Source organism: Xylophilus sp. GOD-11R (assembly GCF_033546935.1).
Taxonomy (GTDB): Bacteria; Pseudomonadota; Gammaproteobacteria; order Burkholderiales; family Burkholderiaceae_C; genus Xylophilus.
Window position 1 is genome coordinate 4,806,659 of sequence record NZ_CP137854.1, and the last position, 16,094, is coordinate 4,822,752.

Annotated in this window: 17 protein-coding genes; 9 read left to right on the top strand and 8 right to left on the bottom strand. The window is 68.2% G+C overall.

Annotated features, from left to right (window positions below):
- Positions 1-7 precede the first annotated feature (7 nt).
- From gatB to R9X41_RS22210, 3 genes are all read left to right on the top strand, one after another.
- Complete coding sequence (gene gatB / locus R9X41_RS22200; RefSeq protein ID WP_318632598.1) at positions 8-1,453, top strand: Asp-tRNA(Asn)/Glu-tRNA(Gln) amidotransferase subunit GatB; 1,446 nt, start codon at positions 8-10, stop codon at positions 1,451-1,453.
- 205 nt (positions 1,454-1,658) lie between these two features.
- Positions 1,659-2,744, top strand: coding sequence for a PepSY-associated TM helix domain-containing protein (locus R9X41_RS22205; RefSeq protein WP_318635306.1), 1,086 nt, complete (start codon positions 1,659-1,661; stop codon positions 2,742-2,744).
- The gene (locus R9X41_RS22210) at positions 2,741-2,962 is read left to right on the top strand and encodes a hypothetical protein (RefSeq protein WP_318632599.1); all 222 of its coding nucleotides are present in this window, start codon (positions 2,741-2,743) and stop codon (positions 2,960-2,962) included. Before R9X41_RS22205 ends, R9X41_RS22210 begins: the two co-directional genes overlap by 4 nt.
- A gap of 30 nt (positions 2,963-2,992) precedes the next feature.
- Here the strand turns inward: R9X41_RS22210 and pyrE are convergent, their stop codons facing one another.
- Complete coding sequence (gene pyrE, locus R9X41_RS22215; protein ID WP_318632600.1) at positions 2,993-3,703, bottom strand: orotate phosphoribosyltransferase; 711 nt, start codon at positions 3,701-3,703, stop codon at positions 2,993-2,995.
- A 12-nt stretch (positions 3,704-3,715) separates the two neighbouring features.
- On the opposite strand from pyrE, the gene R9X41_RS22220 reads away from it, so the two are divergent.
- Positions 3,716-4,519, top strand: coding sequence for an exodeoxyribonuclease III (locus R9X41_RS22220; RefSeq protein WP_318632601.1), 804 nt, complete (start codon positions 3,716-3,718; stop codon positions 4,517-4,519).
- A 56-nt stretch (positions 4,520-4,575) separates the two neighbouring features.
- Here the strand turns inward: R9X41_RS22220 and R9X41_RS22225 are convergent, their stop codons facing one another.
- Positions 4,576-5,781 carry a hypothetical protein gene (locus R9X41_RS22225; RefSeq protein WP_318632602.1) on the bottom strand — a complete coding sequence of 402 codons (1,206 nt, stop codon included), beginning with the start codon at positions 5,779-5,781 and terminating at the stop codon, positions 4,576-4,578.
- A gap of 81 nt (positions 5,782-5,862) precedes the next feature.
- Positions 5,863-6,621, bottom strand: coding sequence for a GntR family transcriptional regulator (locus tag R9X41_RS22230; protein WP_412556638.1), 759 nt, complete (start codon positions 6,619-6,621; stop codon positions 5,863-5,865).
- 67 nt (positions 6,622-6,688) lie between these two features.
- Here R9X41_RS22230 and R9X41_RS22235 point away from each other — a divergent pair, with 67 nt between their 5' ends.
- The 4 genes from R9X41_RS22235 to R9X41_RS22250 all read left to right on the top strand — a co-directional run bounded on the left by R9X41_RS22235 (position 6,689) and on the right by R9X41_RS22250 (position 11,483).
- Positions 6,689-8,041, top strand: coding sequence for an AmpG family muropeptide MFS transporter (locus tag R9X41_RS22235; protein WP_318632603.1), 1,353 nt, complete (start codon positions 6,689-6,691; stop codon positions 8,039-8,041).
- Positions 8,042-8,125: 84 nt separating this feature from the next.
- Complete coding sequence (locus tag R9X41_RS22240) at positions 8,126-8,845, top strand: response regulator (RefSeq protein ID WP_318632604.1); 720 nt, start codon at positions 8,126-8,128, stop codon at positions 8,843-8,845.
- Positions 8,846-8,973: 128 nt separating this feature from the next.
- Positions 8,974-10,209 carry a sensor histidine kinase gene (locus R9X41_RS22245; protein WP_318635308.1) on the top strand — a complete coding sequence of 412 codons (1,236 nt, stop codon included), beginning with the start codon at positions 8,974-8,976 and terminating at the stop codon, positions 10,207-10,209.
- A 47-nt stretch (positions 10,210-10,256) separates the two neighbouring features.
- Positions 10,257-11,483 carry an O-antigen ligase family protein gene (locus R9X41_RS22250; protein WP_318632605.1) on the top strand — a complete coding sequence of 409 codons (1,227 nt, stop codon included), beginning with the start codon at positions 10,257-10,259 and terminating at the stop codon, positions 11,481-11,483.
- Here R9X41_RS22250 and R9X41_RS22255 read toward each other — a convergent pair.
- From R9X41_RS22255 to radA, 5 genes are all read right to left on the bottom strand, one after another.
- Positions 11,449-11,694, bottom strand: a complete 246-nt coding sequence (locus R9X41_RS22255; protein ID WP_318632606.1) for a zinc-finger domain-containing protein — start codon at positions 11,692-11,694, stop codon at positions 11,449-11,451. The genes R9X41_RS22250 and R9X41_RS22255 overlap by 35 nt on opposite strands.
- 10 nt (positions 11,695-11,704) lie before the next feature.
- Positions 11,705-12,649 carry a branched-chain amino acid transaminase gene (locus R9X41_RS22260; protein ID WP_318632607.1) on the bottom strand — a complete coding sequence of 315 codons (945 nt, stop codon included), beginning with the start codon at positions 12,647-12,649 and terminating at the stop codon, positions 11,705-11,707.
- A gap of 93 nt (positions 12,650-12,742) precedes the next feature.
- A complete protein-coding gene (locus R9X41_RS22265) occupies positions 12,743-13,165 on the bottom strand; it encodes a glycerate kinase (RefSeq protein WP_318632608.1) in 423 nt (140 codons plus the stop codon).
- Positions 13,166-13,259: 94 nt separating this feature from the next.
- Positions 13,260-14,012, bottom strand: coding sequence for a DUF4198 domain-containing protein (locus tag R9X41_RS22270; protein WP_318632609.1), 753 nt, complete (start codon positions 14,010-14,012; stop codon positions 13,260-13,262).
- A gap of 103 nt (positions 14,013-14,115) precedes the next feature.
- A complete protein-coding gene (gene radA, locus R9X41_RS22275) occupies positions 14,116-15,504 on the bottom strand; it encodes a DNA repair protein RadA (protein WP_318632610.1) in 1,389 nt (462 codons plus the stop codon).
- Between the two features lie 187 nt (positions 15,505-15,691).
- Between radA and R9X41_RS22280 the strand changes: the two genes are divergently transcribed.
- Complete coding sequence (locus R9X41_RS22280; RefSeq protein ID WP_318632611.1) at positions 15,692-16,018, top strand: hypothetical protein; 327 nt, start codon at positions 15,692-15,694, stop codon at positions 16,016-16,018.
- Positions 16,019-16,094 lie beyond the last annotated feature (76 nt).

Here is a 16,094-nt window from a genome sequence, read left to right on the forward strand (position 1 = left end):
CACACCCATGACCTCGCCACTCGTCCAGGGCTATGAAGTCGTGATCGGCTTCGAAACCCACACCCAGCTCTCCACCGCCTCCAAGATCTTCAGCCGGGCGCCGACGGCCTTCGGCGCCGAGGCCAACACCCAGGCCGCGCCGGTCGACCTGGCCCTGCCCGGCACGCTGCCGGTGATGAACCGGGGCGCGGTCGAACGCGCCATCGAACTCGGCCTGGCGCTGGGCTCGGTCATCGCGCCGCGCAGCGTGTTCGCGCGCAAAAACTACTTCTATCCGGACCTGCCCAAGGGCTACCAGATCAGTCAGTTCGAGATTCCCGTGGTGCAAGGCGGTTCGGTCGAATTCATGCTCGGCGACGAGAAGAAGACCGTGCGCCTGGTGCGCGCCCATTTGGAAGAAGATGCCGGCAAGTCGCTGCACGAAGACTTCGTCGGCATGAGCGGCATCGACCTGAACCGCGCCGGCACGCCGCTGCTGGAGATCGTCACCGAGCCCGACATGCGCAGCACCGCCGAAGCGGTGGCCTATGCGCGCGAACTGCACAAGATCGTCACCTGGATCGGCATCTGCGACGGCAACATGCAGGAAGGCTCGTTCCGCTGCGACGCCAACGTCTCGGTGCGCAAGCCCGGCCAGCCGCTGGGCACCCGGCGCGAGATCAAGAACCTGAACAGCTTCAAGTTCATGCAGCAGGCGATCGACTACGAGATCCGCTGGCAGATCGAGGAGATCGAGGACGGCCGCGCGATCCAGCAAGCCACCGTGCTGTTCGACCCGGACACCGGCGAGACTCGCGCCATGCGCACCAAGGAAGACGCCGCCGATTACCGCTATTTCCCCGATCCCGACCTGCCGCCGCTGGTGGTGGCGGCCGACTGGGTGGAGCAGGTGCGCGCACGCATGCCCGAGCTGCCGCGCACCATGGCCGCGCGCTTCGTGGCCGACTACGGCCTGCCCGAATACGACGCCGCCACGCTCACCCAGAGCAAGGCGATGGCCGGCTATTTCGAGACGGCCGCCAAAGCCAGCGGCCAGGCCAAGCTGGCCAGCAATTGGATCATGGGCGAGGTGTCGCGCCGGCTAAACGCCAGCGAGTCCGGCATCGCCGATGCGCCGGTCTCGGCCGCGCAACTGGCCGCGCTGGTCGGCCGCATCGCCGACGGCACCATCAGCAACAACGCCGCGCGCCAGGTGTTCGACGCACTCTGGACCGGCGAGGGCAGCGAGGTCGACGCAGTCATCGAAGCCAAGGGCCTCAAGCAGATGAACGACAGCGGCGCGCTGGAAAAGATCATCGACGAGGTGATCGCCGCCAACCCCGACAACGTGGCCCAGTACCGCGCGGGCAAGGACAAGGCCTTCAACGCCCTGGTCGGCCAGGCGATGAAGGCGAGCAAGGGCAAGGCCAACCCGGCCGAAGTCAACGCGATGCTCAAGGCCCGGCTGGCCTGAGCTCGGCCGTCGGCGCAAAGCCCCCATGCGCGGGGCGGCGTCGGCGCTTTCACGGAGCAGCATCCGCAATAATGGGAATCCGTCTCATTCTCCGTGGCACGCCGTTCACCGGCCAGCCGCATCCGCCATGTCTTCCTCCGCCGTCCCTCCGGAATCGATTTCCGACGCCCCGGCTGCCGCCCCGCGCAAGGCGCCGCACCGATACCTGAGCAGCGCCGCCATCCGCCAATGGAGCTGGGTGCACAAGTGGTCCAGTCTCGTCAGCACGGTCTTCATGCTGCTGCTCTGCGTCACCGGCCTGCCGCTGCTGTTCCACCACGAGATCGGCCACCTGCTCGGCACCGAGATCGAGCCGCCGGCGCTGTCCGCCGACGCGCCGCGCGCCAGCATCGACACCACCATCGCCAACGCCATGGCCAAGCATCCCGGCAAGGTGGTGCAGTTCTACGGCCCCGACGACGACGACGACCGCATGGCTTTCGTCACGCTCAACGACAAGGTCGATTCCGCCGTCGGGTTTACCAGCCTGATGATGGACGCCCGCACCGGCGAGGCGCTGCCGCACGCGCCCTTCGACGAGGGCTTCATGTACATCATGTTCAAGCTCCACGTCGACCTGTTCATGGACTTGCCTGGCAAGCTCTTCCTGGGCTTCATGGGCTTTCTGCTGCTGCTGGCCATCATCTCGGGCGTGGTGCTGTACGCGCCCTTCATGCGCAAGCTGGAGTTCGGCGCGGTGCGCCGCGACCGCACCACCCGCACCAAGTGGCTCGATCTGCACAACCTGCTCGGCGTGGTCACGCTCGTGTGGGCTTTCGTGGTGGGCGGCACCGGCATGATCAACACCTGGGCCGATCTGGTCTTCAAGTACTGGCAGAACGACCAGATGGCGCAGATGGTGGCGCCCTACCAGGGTCTGCCGCCGCCGTCTCACACCGTGCCGGTGCAGCGGGCCGCCGACGCCGCGCGCGCACTGCTGCCGGAGATGGACCTGCGCTTCATCGCCTTCCCGGGCAGCAACTTTTCCAGCCCGCACCACTTCGCCGTGTTCATGAAAGGCGCCACGCCGCTGACCTCGCGCCTGCTGCAGCCGGTGCTGGTCGACGCCGAGACCGGCCAGGTCACCGACAGCCGTCCGCTGCCCTGGTATGGCACCGCATTGCTCATCTCGCAGCCGCTGCACTTCGGCGACTACGGTGGCACCCCCCTGCAGATCCTGTGGGCGCTGCTCGACATCGCCACCATCGTCGTGCTGGCCAGCGGCCTGTATCTCTGGATCAAGAAACGATGAGCCATTCGCATTCGAACATCCACCATCACCGTGGCGAACGCTGGGCACTGTGGCGCTGGCCCCTGGCCATGGGCGTGCTGTCGGCCGTGGGCTTGATCGCCGGGCTGGTCTGGGACGGCTGGGGCGACTGGCTGTCGTGGGCTGCGCTGGGCGTTCCGGTGGTGGTGATGCTCTGGTTCGGCTGGCTGCGCCGCGCACAGCGCCGGCCGCGCGACTAGCCAATCAGACGACCGGGCGCCGCGGCGTCCCTACGCCTGGTCCTGCACGCCGTAGCGCAACCGGTAGGCCGCCACGGCGGCATGGTGGGCCGACACGTCTTCGGCGCCGTGGCTCGACAGGTAGGACAGCAGATCGGCCAGCCGCGCCACGGTGCAGACCTCCATGCCCAGGCGGTTGCGCACGTACTGCACCGCGCTGTAGTCCACGTCCTGGCCGTTCTCGGTCGCCTTTTCCTGGCGGTCGAGCGCGATCGCCATGGCCTGCGGAATGGCGCCGGCCGCCTTGATCAGCGCGATGGATTCCCGCGCGGCGGTGCCGGCCGACATCACGTCGTCGACGATCAGCACCCGGCCCTTGAGCGGCGCGCCGACCAGGCTGCCGCCCTCGCCGTGGTCCTTGGCTTCCTTGCGGTTGTAGGCGAATGGCACGCTGCGGCCACGCCGCGCCAGCTCGATCGCCACCGCTGCGGCCAGCGGAATGCCCTTGTAGGCCGGGCCGAAGATCATGTCGAAGCCGATATCGCTGGCGATCAGGGCGTCTGCATAGAATCCGGCGAGCCGACCGAGCTTGGCGCCGTCGTCGAACAGACCGGCGTTGAAGAAGTAGGGCGACAGCCGCCCTGCCTTGGTCTTGAATTCACCAAAACGCAATACGCCGGATTCGATGCAGAACTGCACGAACTCCTGGGCCAGCGGCCCTGCCGCGCTTGCGCCCGGGGCGCCATTGCCATCCACCACCATGGGACGATTTCCTTGTTCAAATTGACGAGCCTGAACCTCAACGGCATCCGATCTGCCACCAGCAAGGGGCTGGAGGCCTGGATCGCGCAGACCGCGCCGGATTGTATTTGCGTGCAGGAAGTGAAAGCACAGGCCGCCGATGTGGCCGGGCGTTTCGAACAGCTGGCCGGCATGCAGGGCCACTTCCACTTCGCCGAGAAAAAGGGCTATTCGGGCGTGGCCATCTACACCCGGCACGAGCCGAGCGATGTCGTCATCGGCTACGGCTCGCCCGAGTTCGACGCCGAAGGCCGCTTCATCGAACTGCGCTTCGACACGCCGGCGCGCAAGCTGTCGATCATCAGCTGCTACTTCCCCAGCGGCTCGTCGGGCGAGGAGCGGCAGCTCGCCAAGTACCGCTTTCTGGCCGAGGTCCACCCGATCCTGATGAAACTCAAGGGCGAGCGCGAATTCATCCTTTGCGGCGACATCAACATCGCCCACCAGGAAGCCGACCTGAAGAACTTCAAGGGCAACCGCAAGAACAGCGGCTTCCTGCCCGAGGAGCGCGACTGGATGAGCCGCATCCTGCACCTCACCGACGCCACCGGCGGCCTGGTCGATGTGTACCGCCGTCTGCACCCCGACACCACCGACACCTGCTACACGTGGTGGAGCAACCGCGGCCAGGCGTACGCCAAGAACGTGGGCTGGCGCCTCGATTACCAGATCGCCACCCCGGGCATCGCCCAGGCCGCCCGCAGTGCGGCCATCTACAAGGACGTGAAGTTCAGCGACCACGCGCCGTTGACGATCGACTACGACTTCGCGGCCTGATCGCCCTTGCCGGCCGACTCGGCGGTGTGTGGGCGGCCGAGTCGGGCCCGAGCCTCTCAACGGGCTGCGGTGAGCCCCTGCAGCGCCTGTCGGTAGACAGCGTCGAACTTCGGCAGTTGCGTGGCGCCACCGGTCAGCAGCCTGCGCACCGCGGCGGTGTCGGAATAGTCCAGCCTGGCACGTGCGGTGGCGGCTTCGGGGCGCATCACCCAGGCCACGAGCACCCGCGACGCGACTTCCGGGCTGTTGATGTCCTGCGGCGAATCGACCAGGCGCGTGCCCAGTCCGAGTTGCTCGCCGATGCGCTGGTAGTTGGCGCGGCCGGTGAGTGCCAGGAAGCCGCGGCCGCGGTACTTCACACCGTCGCCCGTATCGGTGTTGCCGAAGCGGCTCTCGTATTTCGCCGCCGCGCCAGCGGCTTCCTCGAGCGGGCCGAAGCTCGGGTCTTCCACCGCGATGGTGGCGACTATCGCGGCCACCAGGCGCGAATCGGCCACACCGAACTCCTGCAATGCCGCCCGGAGATAGGGCGCGTTGGCGTCGATGTTGGCGGCGGCGCTCGCGGGAAAGAGGGGTTTCAAAAATGCCGCGTCGACCCGCTCGGTGAGGGCCGTGACGCGCCGCGCCGTGTCGGCGGCTAGCACGGTCGCCGCCGGCCCTGTCGCGGTCGACGGCGCCTTGCCGAGCCGCTCGATGTTGCCCGCCGCCGCCGCGAGCGCCAGCGCCCGCGACTTCTCCACCAGTTGCCGCTGAAGCTCGTCGCGCTGGCTCGGGTTCTCCATGGCGGCGGCGATCCGCACGTTCAGCACCTGGATGTCGGCGACATAGCTCGCCGTGCTTTCGCTCATGTTCGCCGCCGGGCCAAGCGCCGCAGCAGCGGCCTGGTCTTCGAAGGCTTTCCTCAGGCTGGCCTGCGAGCGTTGGTAGTCGTCGTAGCGTTGCTGCGCCCAGGGCTGCAGCGGATGGTCCTTGAGCTGCCCGAGTGCGCTGTAGAGGATGGCTCGGCCGTCTTCCGGGGTGTCCTTGGCCAAGATCAGCTTGAGATAGCTTTCGGCCAGCGCGCTGCGTTCCTTGAGGTCGGCCAGCTGCAGTTCGCGCCGAGTTTTCTCGCGCTCCATGTCGGCGTGGAAATGGCCATCGATCCACGAGGACGCTGACTGGCCGACAGCAATCAGCGCTCCGGCCACCGCCGCAACCCTCGTCAGCGACGCAGTCCAGCCTGCGCTGGTGGGCGGCGGCGCCGGATCGTGGCTGCTGGGCATGGCTTCGGTCCTTCGCCGCGGACTCGGCGCGCGGCACTCCGGCAGGCTAAGGGGATGCGGCGGCGCTGTAAAGCGGGGCGTTCACGACTGCGGCGGCGCCTCGTCGGCTCGAACCGATCGCGCCGCGCGCTGCGCCATGTGCACCTGGTGCAGCGTGATCTTGTGCACCTCGGCCTGGCTGGCCTCGATGTGTGCGCGCAGCAGCATCGCCGCCTGGTTGCCGCGCTTGGTGAGGATGGCCGACAGGATCTGGCCGTGCTCCTGGTAGGCCGCGTCGATGCGCGGCAGCCGGGTGAAGTCGAGCCGGCGGATGATGCGGATGCGCCCCGTCACCTCGCGGTGCACCCGCGCCATTTCGTCGTTGCCGGCGGCCGCGACGATGTCGCAGTGGAAGTCTTCGTCCCACAGGGCGATCTCGGCAGCATCGGTGCTGCGCTCCTGGGGCGTCACCAGCCAGCGGTGGGCCAGCGCGTCGAGCAGCGCGTGGCCCGGCGTGCGGCCGGCTTCGCAGAGCCGGTGCACGGCCGTCACCTCCAGCACGCGGCGCAGTTCGTAGAGTTGCTCGAAGCGCGCGAAGTTGAAGGGCAGCACCCGCCAGCCGCTGCGAAACAGCACCTCCAGATAGCCTTCGTCGCGCAGGCGGAACAGCGCCTGGCGCACCGGCGTGCGCGACACGCCGAACTGCTCGGCGATCTCTCCCTCGGTGAAGCGGTCGCCGGGGACGCGTCGAAACTGCGCGATGTCCTGCTGGATGTACAGGTAGATTTCCTCCGCGCGCCGCCCCAGCGCGGGGACGGCGGCCTCGGGGTCGGGGGGGAGCAGCAGGGGAAGATCGGCCACGACCGGATGTTAGCGACCCGGCCCGTCCGGCTCCGCGCCAATAATAGGCAGCCCCTCGCCACACGCCATGCCGCCAGCCGCATATCCCACCTCATCCGCCGACCTCGACACGGCCCCCGCACCATCGTCCTGGCGCCAGGCCTTGCGGGTCTACGCCGAACCCGCCAGCTTGCGCATGCTGGCGCTCGGCTTCTCGTCGGGACTGCCGCTGCTGCTGGTGCTGGGCTCCTTCGGCTTCTGGCTGCGCGAGGCCTCGATCGACCGCTCCTCCATCGGCCACCTCAGCTGGATCGGCCTGGTCTACGCCTTCAAGTGGGTCTGGTCACCGCTGGTCGACCGCATGCCGCTGCCGTTGCTCAGCCGCCTGCTCGGCCAGCGCCGTGCCTGGCTGATGCTGGCGCAGTGCGGCGTGGCGGCTGGTCTGGCGGGCATGGCGCTGAACGACCCCCAAACGGCGCTCGGGCCCATCGTCTGGTGCGCGCTGGCAGTGGCGTTCGCCTCGGCCACGCAGGACGTGGCGCTGGACGCCTTCCGCATCGAATCGGCCGGCGTAGAGCGGCAGGCGGCGCTGGCCGCCACCTACCAGACCGGCTACCGGCTCGCCATGATCTGGGCCGGCGCCGGTGTCCTGGCGCTCGCGGCTTATGCCGAAGTTGCGGGCGCCGGCTACCAACCCGGTGCCTGGCGCTTCGCGTACGGCGCCATGGCCGCGTCGATGGCGGTGGGCATTCTCACCACGCTGCTGTCGCCCGAACCCGCGCCGCGCCCGCCGAGCGCCGCACGCGGCGCGGCCGCCTGGCTGCGCGAAACGCTGGTCGAGCCCTTCGCCGACTTCTTCCGCAGCCACGGGCGCGGCGCGCTGGTGGTGCTGGCGCTGATCGCCGTCTACCGCATCAGCGACGTGGTGATGGGCATCATGGCCAACCCCTTCTACGTGGACATGGGCTACAGCAAGGCCGAGGTCGCCACCGTCACCAAGGTGTATGGCGTGGTCATGACGCTCGTCGGCGCCTTCGTCGGCGGCGCGCTGGCCATGCGCCTGGGCGTGATGCGCGTGCTGATGGCCGGCGCGGCGCTGTCGGCGCTGACCAACCTGCTCTTCGCCTGGCTCGGCACCCGCGGGCACGACGTGACCGGCCTGGTGCTGGTGGTGGCAGCCGACAACCTGGCCGGCGGCATCGCCACCTCGGCCTTCGTGGCCTATCTCTCGGGCCTCACCAACATCCGCTATTCGGCCACGCAGTACGCGCTGTTCAGCTCGCTGATGCTGGTGCTTCCCAAGTTCATCGCCGGCTTCTCGGGCGACGTGGTCGACCGGTTCGGCTACGGCGCCTTTTTCGTGGCGACCGCCTTGCTCGGCCTGCCGGTGCTGGCGTTGGTGGCCCTGGCACGACGCTCGACGCCGGTACGCACGCCCTGAGCAGCAACCCCTAGGCCCGGGGCTTTTACCTAACTTTACGGCAGTGACAACGCCACACCAGCGCAAGCGCAGGAGGATCCACCGATGCCCAGTCCCCAACTCCTGATGATCGAAGACGACACCCGCCTGGCCCAGATGGTCGGCGAGTATTTGGCCCAATCGGGCTTCGGCTTCACCCACGCCGGCACCGCTTCCGACGGCCTGCAGAAACTGCAGGGCGACGGCGCCGCCGCCACGCCGGACCTGGTCATTCTCGACCTGATGCTGCCCGACATGGATGGCCTCGACGTCTGCCGCCGCATCCGCGGCCTGCACGGTGCCGCCGCGCAGGTGCCGGTGCTCATGCTCACCGCCAAGGGCGATCCGATGGACCGCATCATCGGCCTGGAGCTCGGCGCCGACGACTACCTGCCCAAGCCCTTCGAACCGCGCGAACTGCTCGCGCGCATCCGCGCGATCCTGCGCCGCCGCAGCGAAGGCGCGGCCAGCACCACCCGCACCATGCAGTTCGGCTCGCTGGAGATCGATCGCGACGCGCGCACGGTGAACGTGGCCGGCCGGTCGGCCGAGGTCACCTCCTACCAGTTCGACCTGCTGGTGGCCCTGGCCGAACGCGCCGGCCGTGTGCTCACCCGCGACCAGATCATGGAAGCCGTGCGTGGCCGTGAGCTCGAAGCCTTCGACCGGTCGATCGATGTGCACATGGGCCGCATCCGCGCCGCGATCGAAGCCGACGCCAAGAACCCCAAGCGCATCCTCACCGTGCGCGGCGTCGGCTACGTCTTCGCCAAGCAGCAGGACTAATACCCCCGCCTCCCGCGCCATCCGCCGGGAGCATGCGGGAGAACGCGGGCCGGAGCCCGCGCCATCGAACAGGAGCAGGCGTGGCGAACGTCGACATGAAGACCACCATCGCACGGCGCTCGCGTGCGATGGCCCGGATGACCCAGCGTCTCTACGTGCGCATCTGGCTGGCCGTGGTGGTCGCCGTCGCGGTGCTGACCTTCCTGGTGGGCTGGGCCTGGCAGATGGCGTCCGATCCGCCCTTGCGCGAGGTGTTCGTGCGCAACGCCGCCGGCGAGGTCGTCGGCAGCGGCGCGCTCCGTGGCCGGCGCGGTCCACGCGGCGAAGGCCCGCCACCCGGGGCCGACGCCCGTCCGCGCGCGCCGGAATCCGAAGCCGAGGGCGACGATGGACCGCCACGCAATGGCCCTGAATTCGCGGTCTCCATGCGCGATGGCGAAATGCTCACGGTCCACCTGCCCCGCCCGCCCCGCAACTTCTGGAACCGCCCTCCCTTCGGCTTCTTCTGGACGCTCGGCCTGGTGGGCGTGGCGGTGGCGCTGGCCACCTACCCCATCATCCGCAAACTCACGCGCCGGCTGGAAGAACTGCGCACCGGCGTGGAGCAATGGGGGCGAGGCGACCTGTCGGCGCGTGTTTCCGTCGGAGGCGCCGACGAGGTGGCGTTTCTGGCGCGGCGCTTCAACCAGTCGGCCGAACGCATCGAGCAACTGGTGAAGTCGCACAAGTCCCTGCTGGCCAACGCCTCGCACGAATTGCGCTCGCCGCTGGCACGCATCCGCATGGGGCTGGAGCTGATGAACCCGGCCGGTTCCACGGCGCGCGACGAGATCAGCCGCAACATCGGCGAGCTCGACCAGCTGATCGACGAGATCCTGCTGGCCAGCCGGCTGGATGCGGATGAGGCCGACATCGGCACGGTCGAGATGGTCGACCTGGTCGGCCTCACTGCCGAGGAATGCGCCCACACCGGCGCGGAGCTCGACATCGCCGAGGGCGAAGTCGACACGGTCGAAGCGCGGGGCGTGTCGCGACTGCTGCGCCGCGCGGTGCGCAACCTGCTCGAGAACGCCCGGCGCTACGGCCAGGGCGAGATCGTGGCCTCGGTACGGCGCGAGGGTGACAAAGCGGTGCTGCGGGTGAGCGACCGCGGCCCGGGTGTACCGCCCGAATTGCGCGAGCGCATCTTCGAGCCCTTCTACCGCTTGCCGGGCGCCAGCGAACGCGAAGGCGGCGTCGGGCTGGGGCTTGCCCTGGTGAAATCGATCGCGGAGCGCCATGGCGGCACGGTGCGTTGCGAGGGCCGCGTGGGCGGTGGCGCGAGCTTTGTCATCGTGTTGCCACACGGAGCGCCGTCGAAATAAGGTGGCGCAAAGCCCCTCCTAGAATCTCGGACATGTGGAGAAAATCGTTGGCCCGCCCCGCAGCGGCGCTCTGGGGTGCGGTAGTGTTCATGCCGGTGGGCGTTAACTACGGCGCATTCATTCTGTTGTGGCTGGCTTTTCTGGTGGGTGGCGATTGGCGCGAACGCGCGCAGCGGGTGCGCCACCATCCGTTGTGGTGGCCGGTGGTGTTCTACATGGCCTGGACGCTGCTGGTGCTGGCTTTCGGCAAGCACTACCCCCAGACGCCGGGCAACACCCTGCACGGGCTGCGCATCGCCGCCACCGTGCTGGCCGCCCTGGCGCTGACACGGGACGAAACGGTCTGGGCGCTGCGGGCCTTTCTGGCCATGGCGGTGGCGGGCCTGGTGCTGATCGGGCTTCACGCCCTCATCGGTTTTCCACCATTTCCACCTTTCGATGCCCTGCTGGAACTGGTGGGAAACAAGTCGATCAGCAATGCCTTGCTGCTGACCATCGTCGCGACCGGCGCGGCGCTGCTGGGCTTCGAAGCGCTGCACGGTCCGCACCGCTGGCGCGCCGTGATCGCCTTTGGCGTGGTCGCGGCGGTGCTCGCGGTCATCTCGCAGACGCTGCCTTCGCGCACCTCCATGCTTGGATTTCTGCTCGCCATGGTGCTGGCGGGCCTGCACCGCTGGCGCCGTGAATTGCGCTCCTTCGCGCTGGCGCTGCTGCTGGGCGGCGCGGTCATCGGCGTGGCGGTGTGGCAGTCACCGACCGTGCAGCAGCGATTCGAAAAAGGCGTGCAGGAAATCGAGGCCGCGCAGGCGGGTGCGGTGTCCGAGGGCAGTTGGGTGGTGCGCTTCTACATGTACCGCGACACCGCTCTGATGATGGCCGACCGTCCGATCTTCGGCTGGGGCATCGGCGGCTGGACCGAGCAATGGCACTTGCGCGGCCCGAAGCTGCTGGCCGACTACAACATGCCGCACAACGATTTTCTGTGGATGGGCTCGCAGGCCGGCGTGCCGGGTGCGTTCAGTCTGCTGCTCATCATGATCGTGGGGCTGCGCCAGGCATGGCGCAGGCAGGACCTCACCGGGCGCTTCGCCTTCGCCGCGATGGTGGTGCTGACGGTGGGCACCAGCCTCAACTCGGCGCTGCGCGACGCGCAGATCGGTCTGAGCCTGCTCTGGGTCGCGATGCTCTACCTGCGCTGCGTCCAGGAGCCCGGCGAGCCCTGGCGCAATGTGCTGACGCTCAGTGGCCGTGCGCCACGACTTCACCGGCCTTGAGCCGGTAGAGCGTGCCGCAATAAGGGCACTTGGCCTCGCCGGTGCGGGCCACGTCGAGGTAGACCTTGGGATGCGAGTTCCAGAGCTTCATGTGCGCCTTGGGGCTGGGGCAGAAGACGCCCCCCTGCGCATTGAGGTCGGCCGCGACCAGTTCGACGATGGCGGCGGGATCGCGCGGGGCGGAAGCGGGGAAGTAGGCGGGGCTGCTCATGTGACGACTCTCAGACCTTGGTGAGCCAATGGGCGTACTTGGGATTGCGACCGTTGACGATGTCGAAGAAGGCCTTCTGCACCTTCTCGGTGACCGGACCGCGGCTGCCGGCGCCGATCTCGACACGGTCGAGCTCGCGGATCGGCGTTACTTCGGCGGCGGTGCCGGTGAAGAACGCTTCGTCGGCGATGTAGACCTCGTCGCGTGTGATGCGCTTCTGCACGATTTCGATGCCCAGGTCGGCGGCGATGTGCATGATCGTGTTGCGGGTGATGCCGTTGAGCGCACCGGCCGACAGGTCGGGCGTGTAGATGACGCCCTTCTTGACGATGAAGACGTTCTCGCCGGCGCCTTCGGACACGAAGCCGGAGGCGTCGAGCAGCAGCGCCTCGTCGTAGCCGTCGTCCAGGGCTTCCATGTTGGCGAGGATGGAGTTGCTGTAGTTGCTCACCGCCTTGGCCTGCGTCATGGTGATGTTGACGTGGTGGCGGGTGTAGCTGCTGGTCTTGACGCGGATGCCGCGCGCCATGCCTTCGTCGCCCAGGTAGGCGCCCCAGGACCAGGCCGCCGCCATCACGTGCACCGTGTTGCCGCGTGGGCTGACGCCGAGCTTCTCGGAGCCGATCCAGGCCAGCGGCCGGATGTAGCCCGACTTCAGGTCGTTCTCGCGCACCACGGCGCACTGGGCTTCGTTGATCTGCTCCTGGCTGAAGGGCAGCTTCATGCGCAGGATCTTGGCGCTGTTGAACAGGCGCTCGGTGTGCTCCTGCAGGCGAAACACCGCCGGGCCGTCGACGGTGTCGTAGGCGCGCACGCCTTCGAAGACGCCGCAGCCGTAATGCAGGGTGTGGGTCAGGACGTGGATCTTGGCATCGCGCCAGTCGACGAGCTGGCCGTCCATCCAGATCTTGCCGTCACGGTCGGAGAGCGAGGGTGCGGGAGGCACGAGAGTCATGCGCGAAGTCCTTCAGAGAGGCCCGCGACCCGCAGAAAAAGGTCGGCCGCCGGGCGATGCGCCGCCAGGAAATGACGGCAAAAGCCCGGCATTTTACGGCGCGGAGGCGGCTTCGTTCTCGTCGGGTGCCGGCGGCCGGGTGAGGTTCCAGCGCGCGAGCTTGCCGGACTCGAAGGTGCAGTCCACGTACGACTGCGAACCGTCGGTCCAGCGGTAGGTTTCGGACTGGGTGCCGATGCCGTCGCGCTGCTCGCCGAGCGAGCGGGTCATGGCCACCACGTGCAGCAAATTCACACCCGGCTTGAGCTTGGCGTTGAGCATGACCGCGCTGCCGACATAGCCCACCGGCCGTTCGGCCGCACGCTTGAGCACGGTCATCATCCGGGTGAAATGCAGCAGCAGCCACATGGTGATGCCGCCACCGACAACGGCCAGGCCGCGCCAGCCGTAAGTGTTGAAGGCCACCGCGAGCAGGGCGAGGCAGCCGATCGGAACGAGGATCTTGGGCAATTTCATGGCGGGTATTTTCGCAGTGCGCCGCGAACCACTCTTGCCCACCTCGCGGACCCGCCACGGACCGGGGCGCCGGACACCGCCGGCCCGGCACCGATCACTTGTTCGGCGCGGCGGCGGGAGGCGCCGGCAGGGCGGGCAGACCGGTGTCGCGCACCAGCGTCAGCGAGGTGACGTAGCTGCCCTTCTCGAACTTCTGGCCGTCTGCGCGCTGACCGGCCGGGCCGTTGTGGCTGAGCTCCATCACATAGGTGCCGTTCCAGGGCAGCGACACGGTGAGCTTGCCCTCGGCATCGGTGTGATGCTCCTGCGCCCAGCCCGAGGCGGTGACCACCGCGACCTTGGCCTTGGCCAACGGCTTGCCTTCGAAGAAGGCCTGCAGCGTGGCGCCCTCGGCGGTCTGGGTGCCAGTGGGCACCAGGTCGAGCGTGAGCAGCGGCTTCTGGGCCGACAGGTCGGTCACCAGGCGGGCGGCCGGCAGGTACATGCCGCGGCCGGTCTGGCCGGGGCCTTTGAGGTCCCACATCGGATAGGTGGCATCTTCGGCGATCAGCGATTCGCCCTTGGCCGCGCTGAAGGGAATGCTGAAGTTCGCAGCCGCCTTGGTCACCTCGGCCGGCTGGCCGACGCCCTGGGCGGTGGCCTTGCGAGCGATCGGCTTGCCAAACTTGTCCAGCAGGCCGGGCGATACCTCGCGCAGGTTCTCGCCGTATTCGCCGAAGAACAAACGCGCGCCGCCGGCGTCCTGCTCGATCCAGATCTGGTGCGCCGACACGGCGGTGCCGGCCAGGAGCGCGGCGGTGGCGGCGGCGGCGAATGCCAGGGCGCGGACTTGGGTTTTCAGCTGCATGGAGATACGTGGCCTCGAGTGGAAAAATCCGGTCGAGTCTACTGGACGAGAATTATTCTCATCATGAAGCCCGCCGCCGGCGCGGGGTTTAGCGCAGCGGTGTTCACTGCAACTGGCGCAGCAGCTCGATCGCTTCTTCCACCCGCTCCACCGGATGGATCGTCAGGCCTTCGACCGGCTTCTTGGGCGCATTCGCCTTGGGCACGACGGCGATCGAGAACCCGAGCTTGGCGGCTTCCTTCAGGCGCTCCTGGCCGCGCGGCGCGGGCCGCACTTCGCCAGCCAGACCGACTTCGCCGAACGCCAGGAAGCCGCTCGGCAGCGGCTTGCCGCGCAGGCTCGAGGCGATCGCCAGGATCACCGCCAGATCGGCCGCCGGCTCGCTGATGCGCACACCACCCACCGCGTTGACGAACACGTCCTGGTCCATGCAGGCCACGCCCGCATGGCGATGCAACACCGCCAGCAGCATGGCGAGGCGGTCGCGGTCCAGGCCGACCGACAGCCGGCGCGGGCTCGGGCCGCCGCTGTCGACCAGCGCCTGGATCTCCACCAGCATCGGCCGCGTGCCTTCCAGCGTGACCAGCACGCAGCTGCCGGGCACCGGTTCGCTGTGCTGGCTGAGAAAGATCGCGCTCGGGTTGGCCACGCCGCGCAGGCCGCGCTCGGTCATGGCGAACACGCCGATCTCGTTGACCGCGCCGAAGCGGTTCTTGATGGCGCGCACCAGGCGGAAGGCGCTGTGGGTTTCGCCCTCGAAATACAGCACGGTGTCGACCATGTGCTCCAGCACGCGCGGCCCGGCCAGGGCGCCTTCCTTGGTGACGTGGCCGACCAGCACGATGGCGATGCCGCTGGCCTTGGCCGCGCGGGTGAGATGCGCAGCACATTCGCGCACCTGTGCCACCGAACCGGGCGCGCTGGTGAGCTGATCGGAATACATGGTCTGGATCGAGTCGATCACCGCGACCGAAGGCTGGCGGGTGTCGAGCGTGGCGAGGATCTTCTCCAGCTGGATCTCGGCGAGTACCGGAACCTGCGAGCCGTCGAGGCCGAGCCGGCGCGCGCGCAAGGCGATCTGCGCGCCGGATTCCTCGCCGGTGACGTAGAGCGTTTCCAGCCCGCTGCGCTCCAGCGCGTCGAGCGCCTGCAACAGCAGGGTCGACTTGCCGATGCCGGGGTCGCCGCCGATCAGCACCACGCCGCCTTCGACGATGCCACCGCCGAGCACCCGGTCGAGCTCGTCGATGCCGGTGGTGGCGCGGGCGACGTCGGCGGCCTCGATCTCCGACAGCACGGTCACCTCGGCCGTCTGCGCCAGCGCGGCAAAGGCGGGTGCCTGGCCCAGGCGGTTCTTGCCGGCAGCCGCGGGCGGTTGGGCGACTGTCTCCACGAGCGTGTTCCAGGCGCCGCAATGCGGGCATTTTCCGAGCCAGCGCGGGCTGTTGCCGCCGCATTCGCTGCAGGTGTAGGTCGATTTTTCTTTGGCCATGAGCCGGCCGACTATACGGCCCGATCAACCCGCGACCGGGCAGGGGTTACGGGCTCGAGGGGATGGCAAACCGCGATCTTTTGTGCATGCTTGAACCCGATTGGACACGTGTCCTTTCTAATGAGCCGGAAAACCCGGCCTCATTCGGGTTTTCACCAGGGATGAAGGCCTGAAGATTGGCAAACGTATGAACAAGTTTGATGAACTCCTCGCCAAGGTCGCGCTGCTGACGCGCACCGACGGCAGTCAGGTCGAGACGGTCATGAACGTCGCCTTCGATGCGAAGGCGGAGCTCGACGCCGAATTCGGTACCGGCAACCGCTACTCCATCTCGCTGACCCGCCTGATGCTGCGGCTGAACCATTCGGCCGACCGCCGAGAGCGCATCGACACCACGTTCCGTGTGACCGAACTGCTGAGCGCGGCTTCCGACCAGGTCAACCGTCGGCGCGGCAAGCCGGTGAAGTACCACCAGCCCGATTTCGTCGACACCAATTTCGGCACGCCTTCCTGAAAGCGACAGCGTCCGGGCCGCCTGCGGGACACCCCTGACGGCCGTTCGGCGCCGGGCGACGACAATCGCGGGTTCC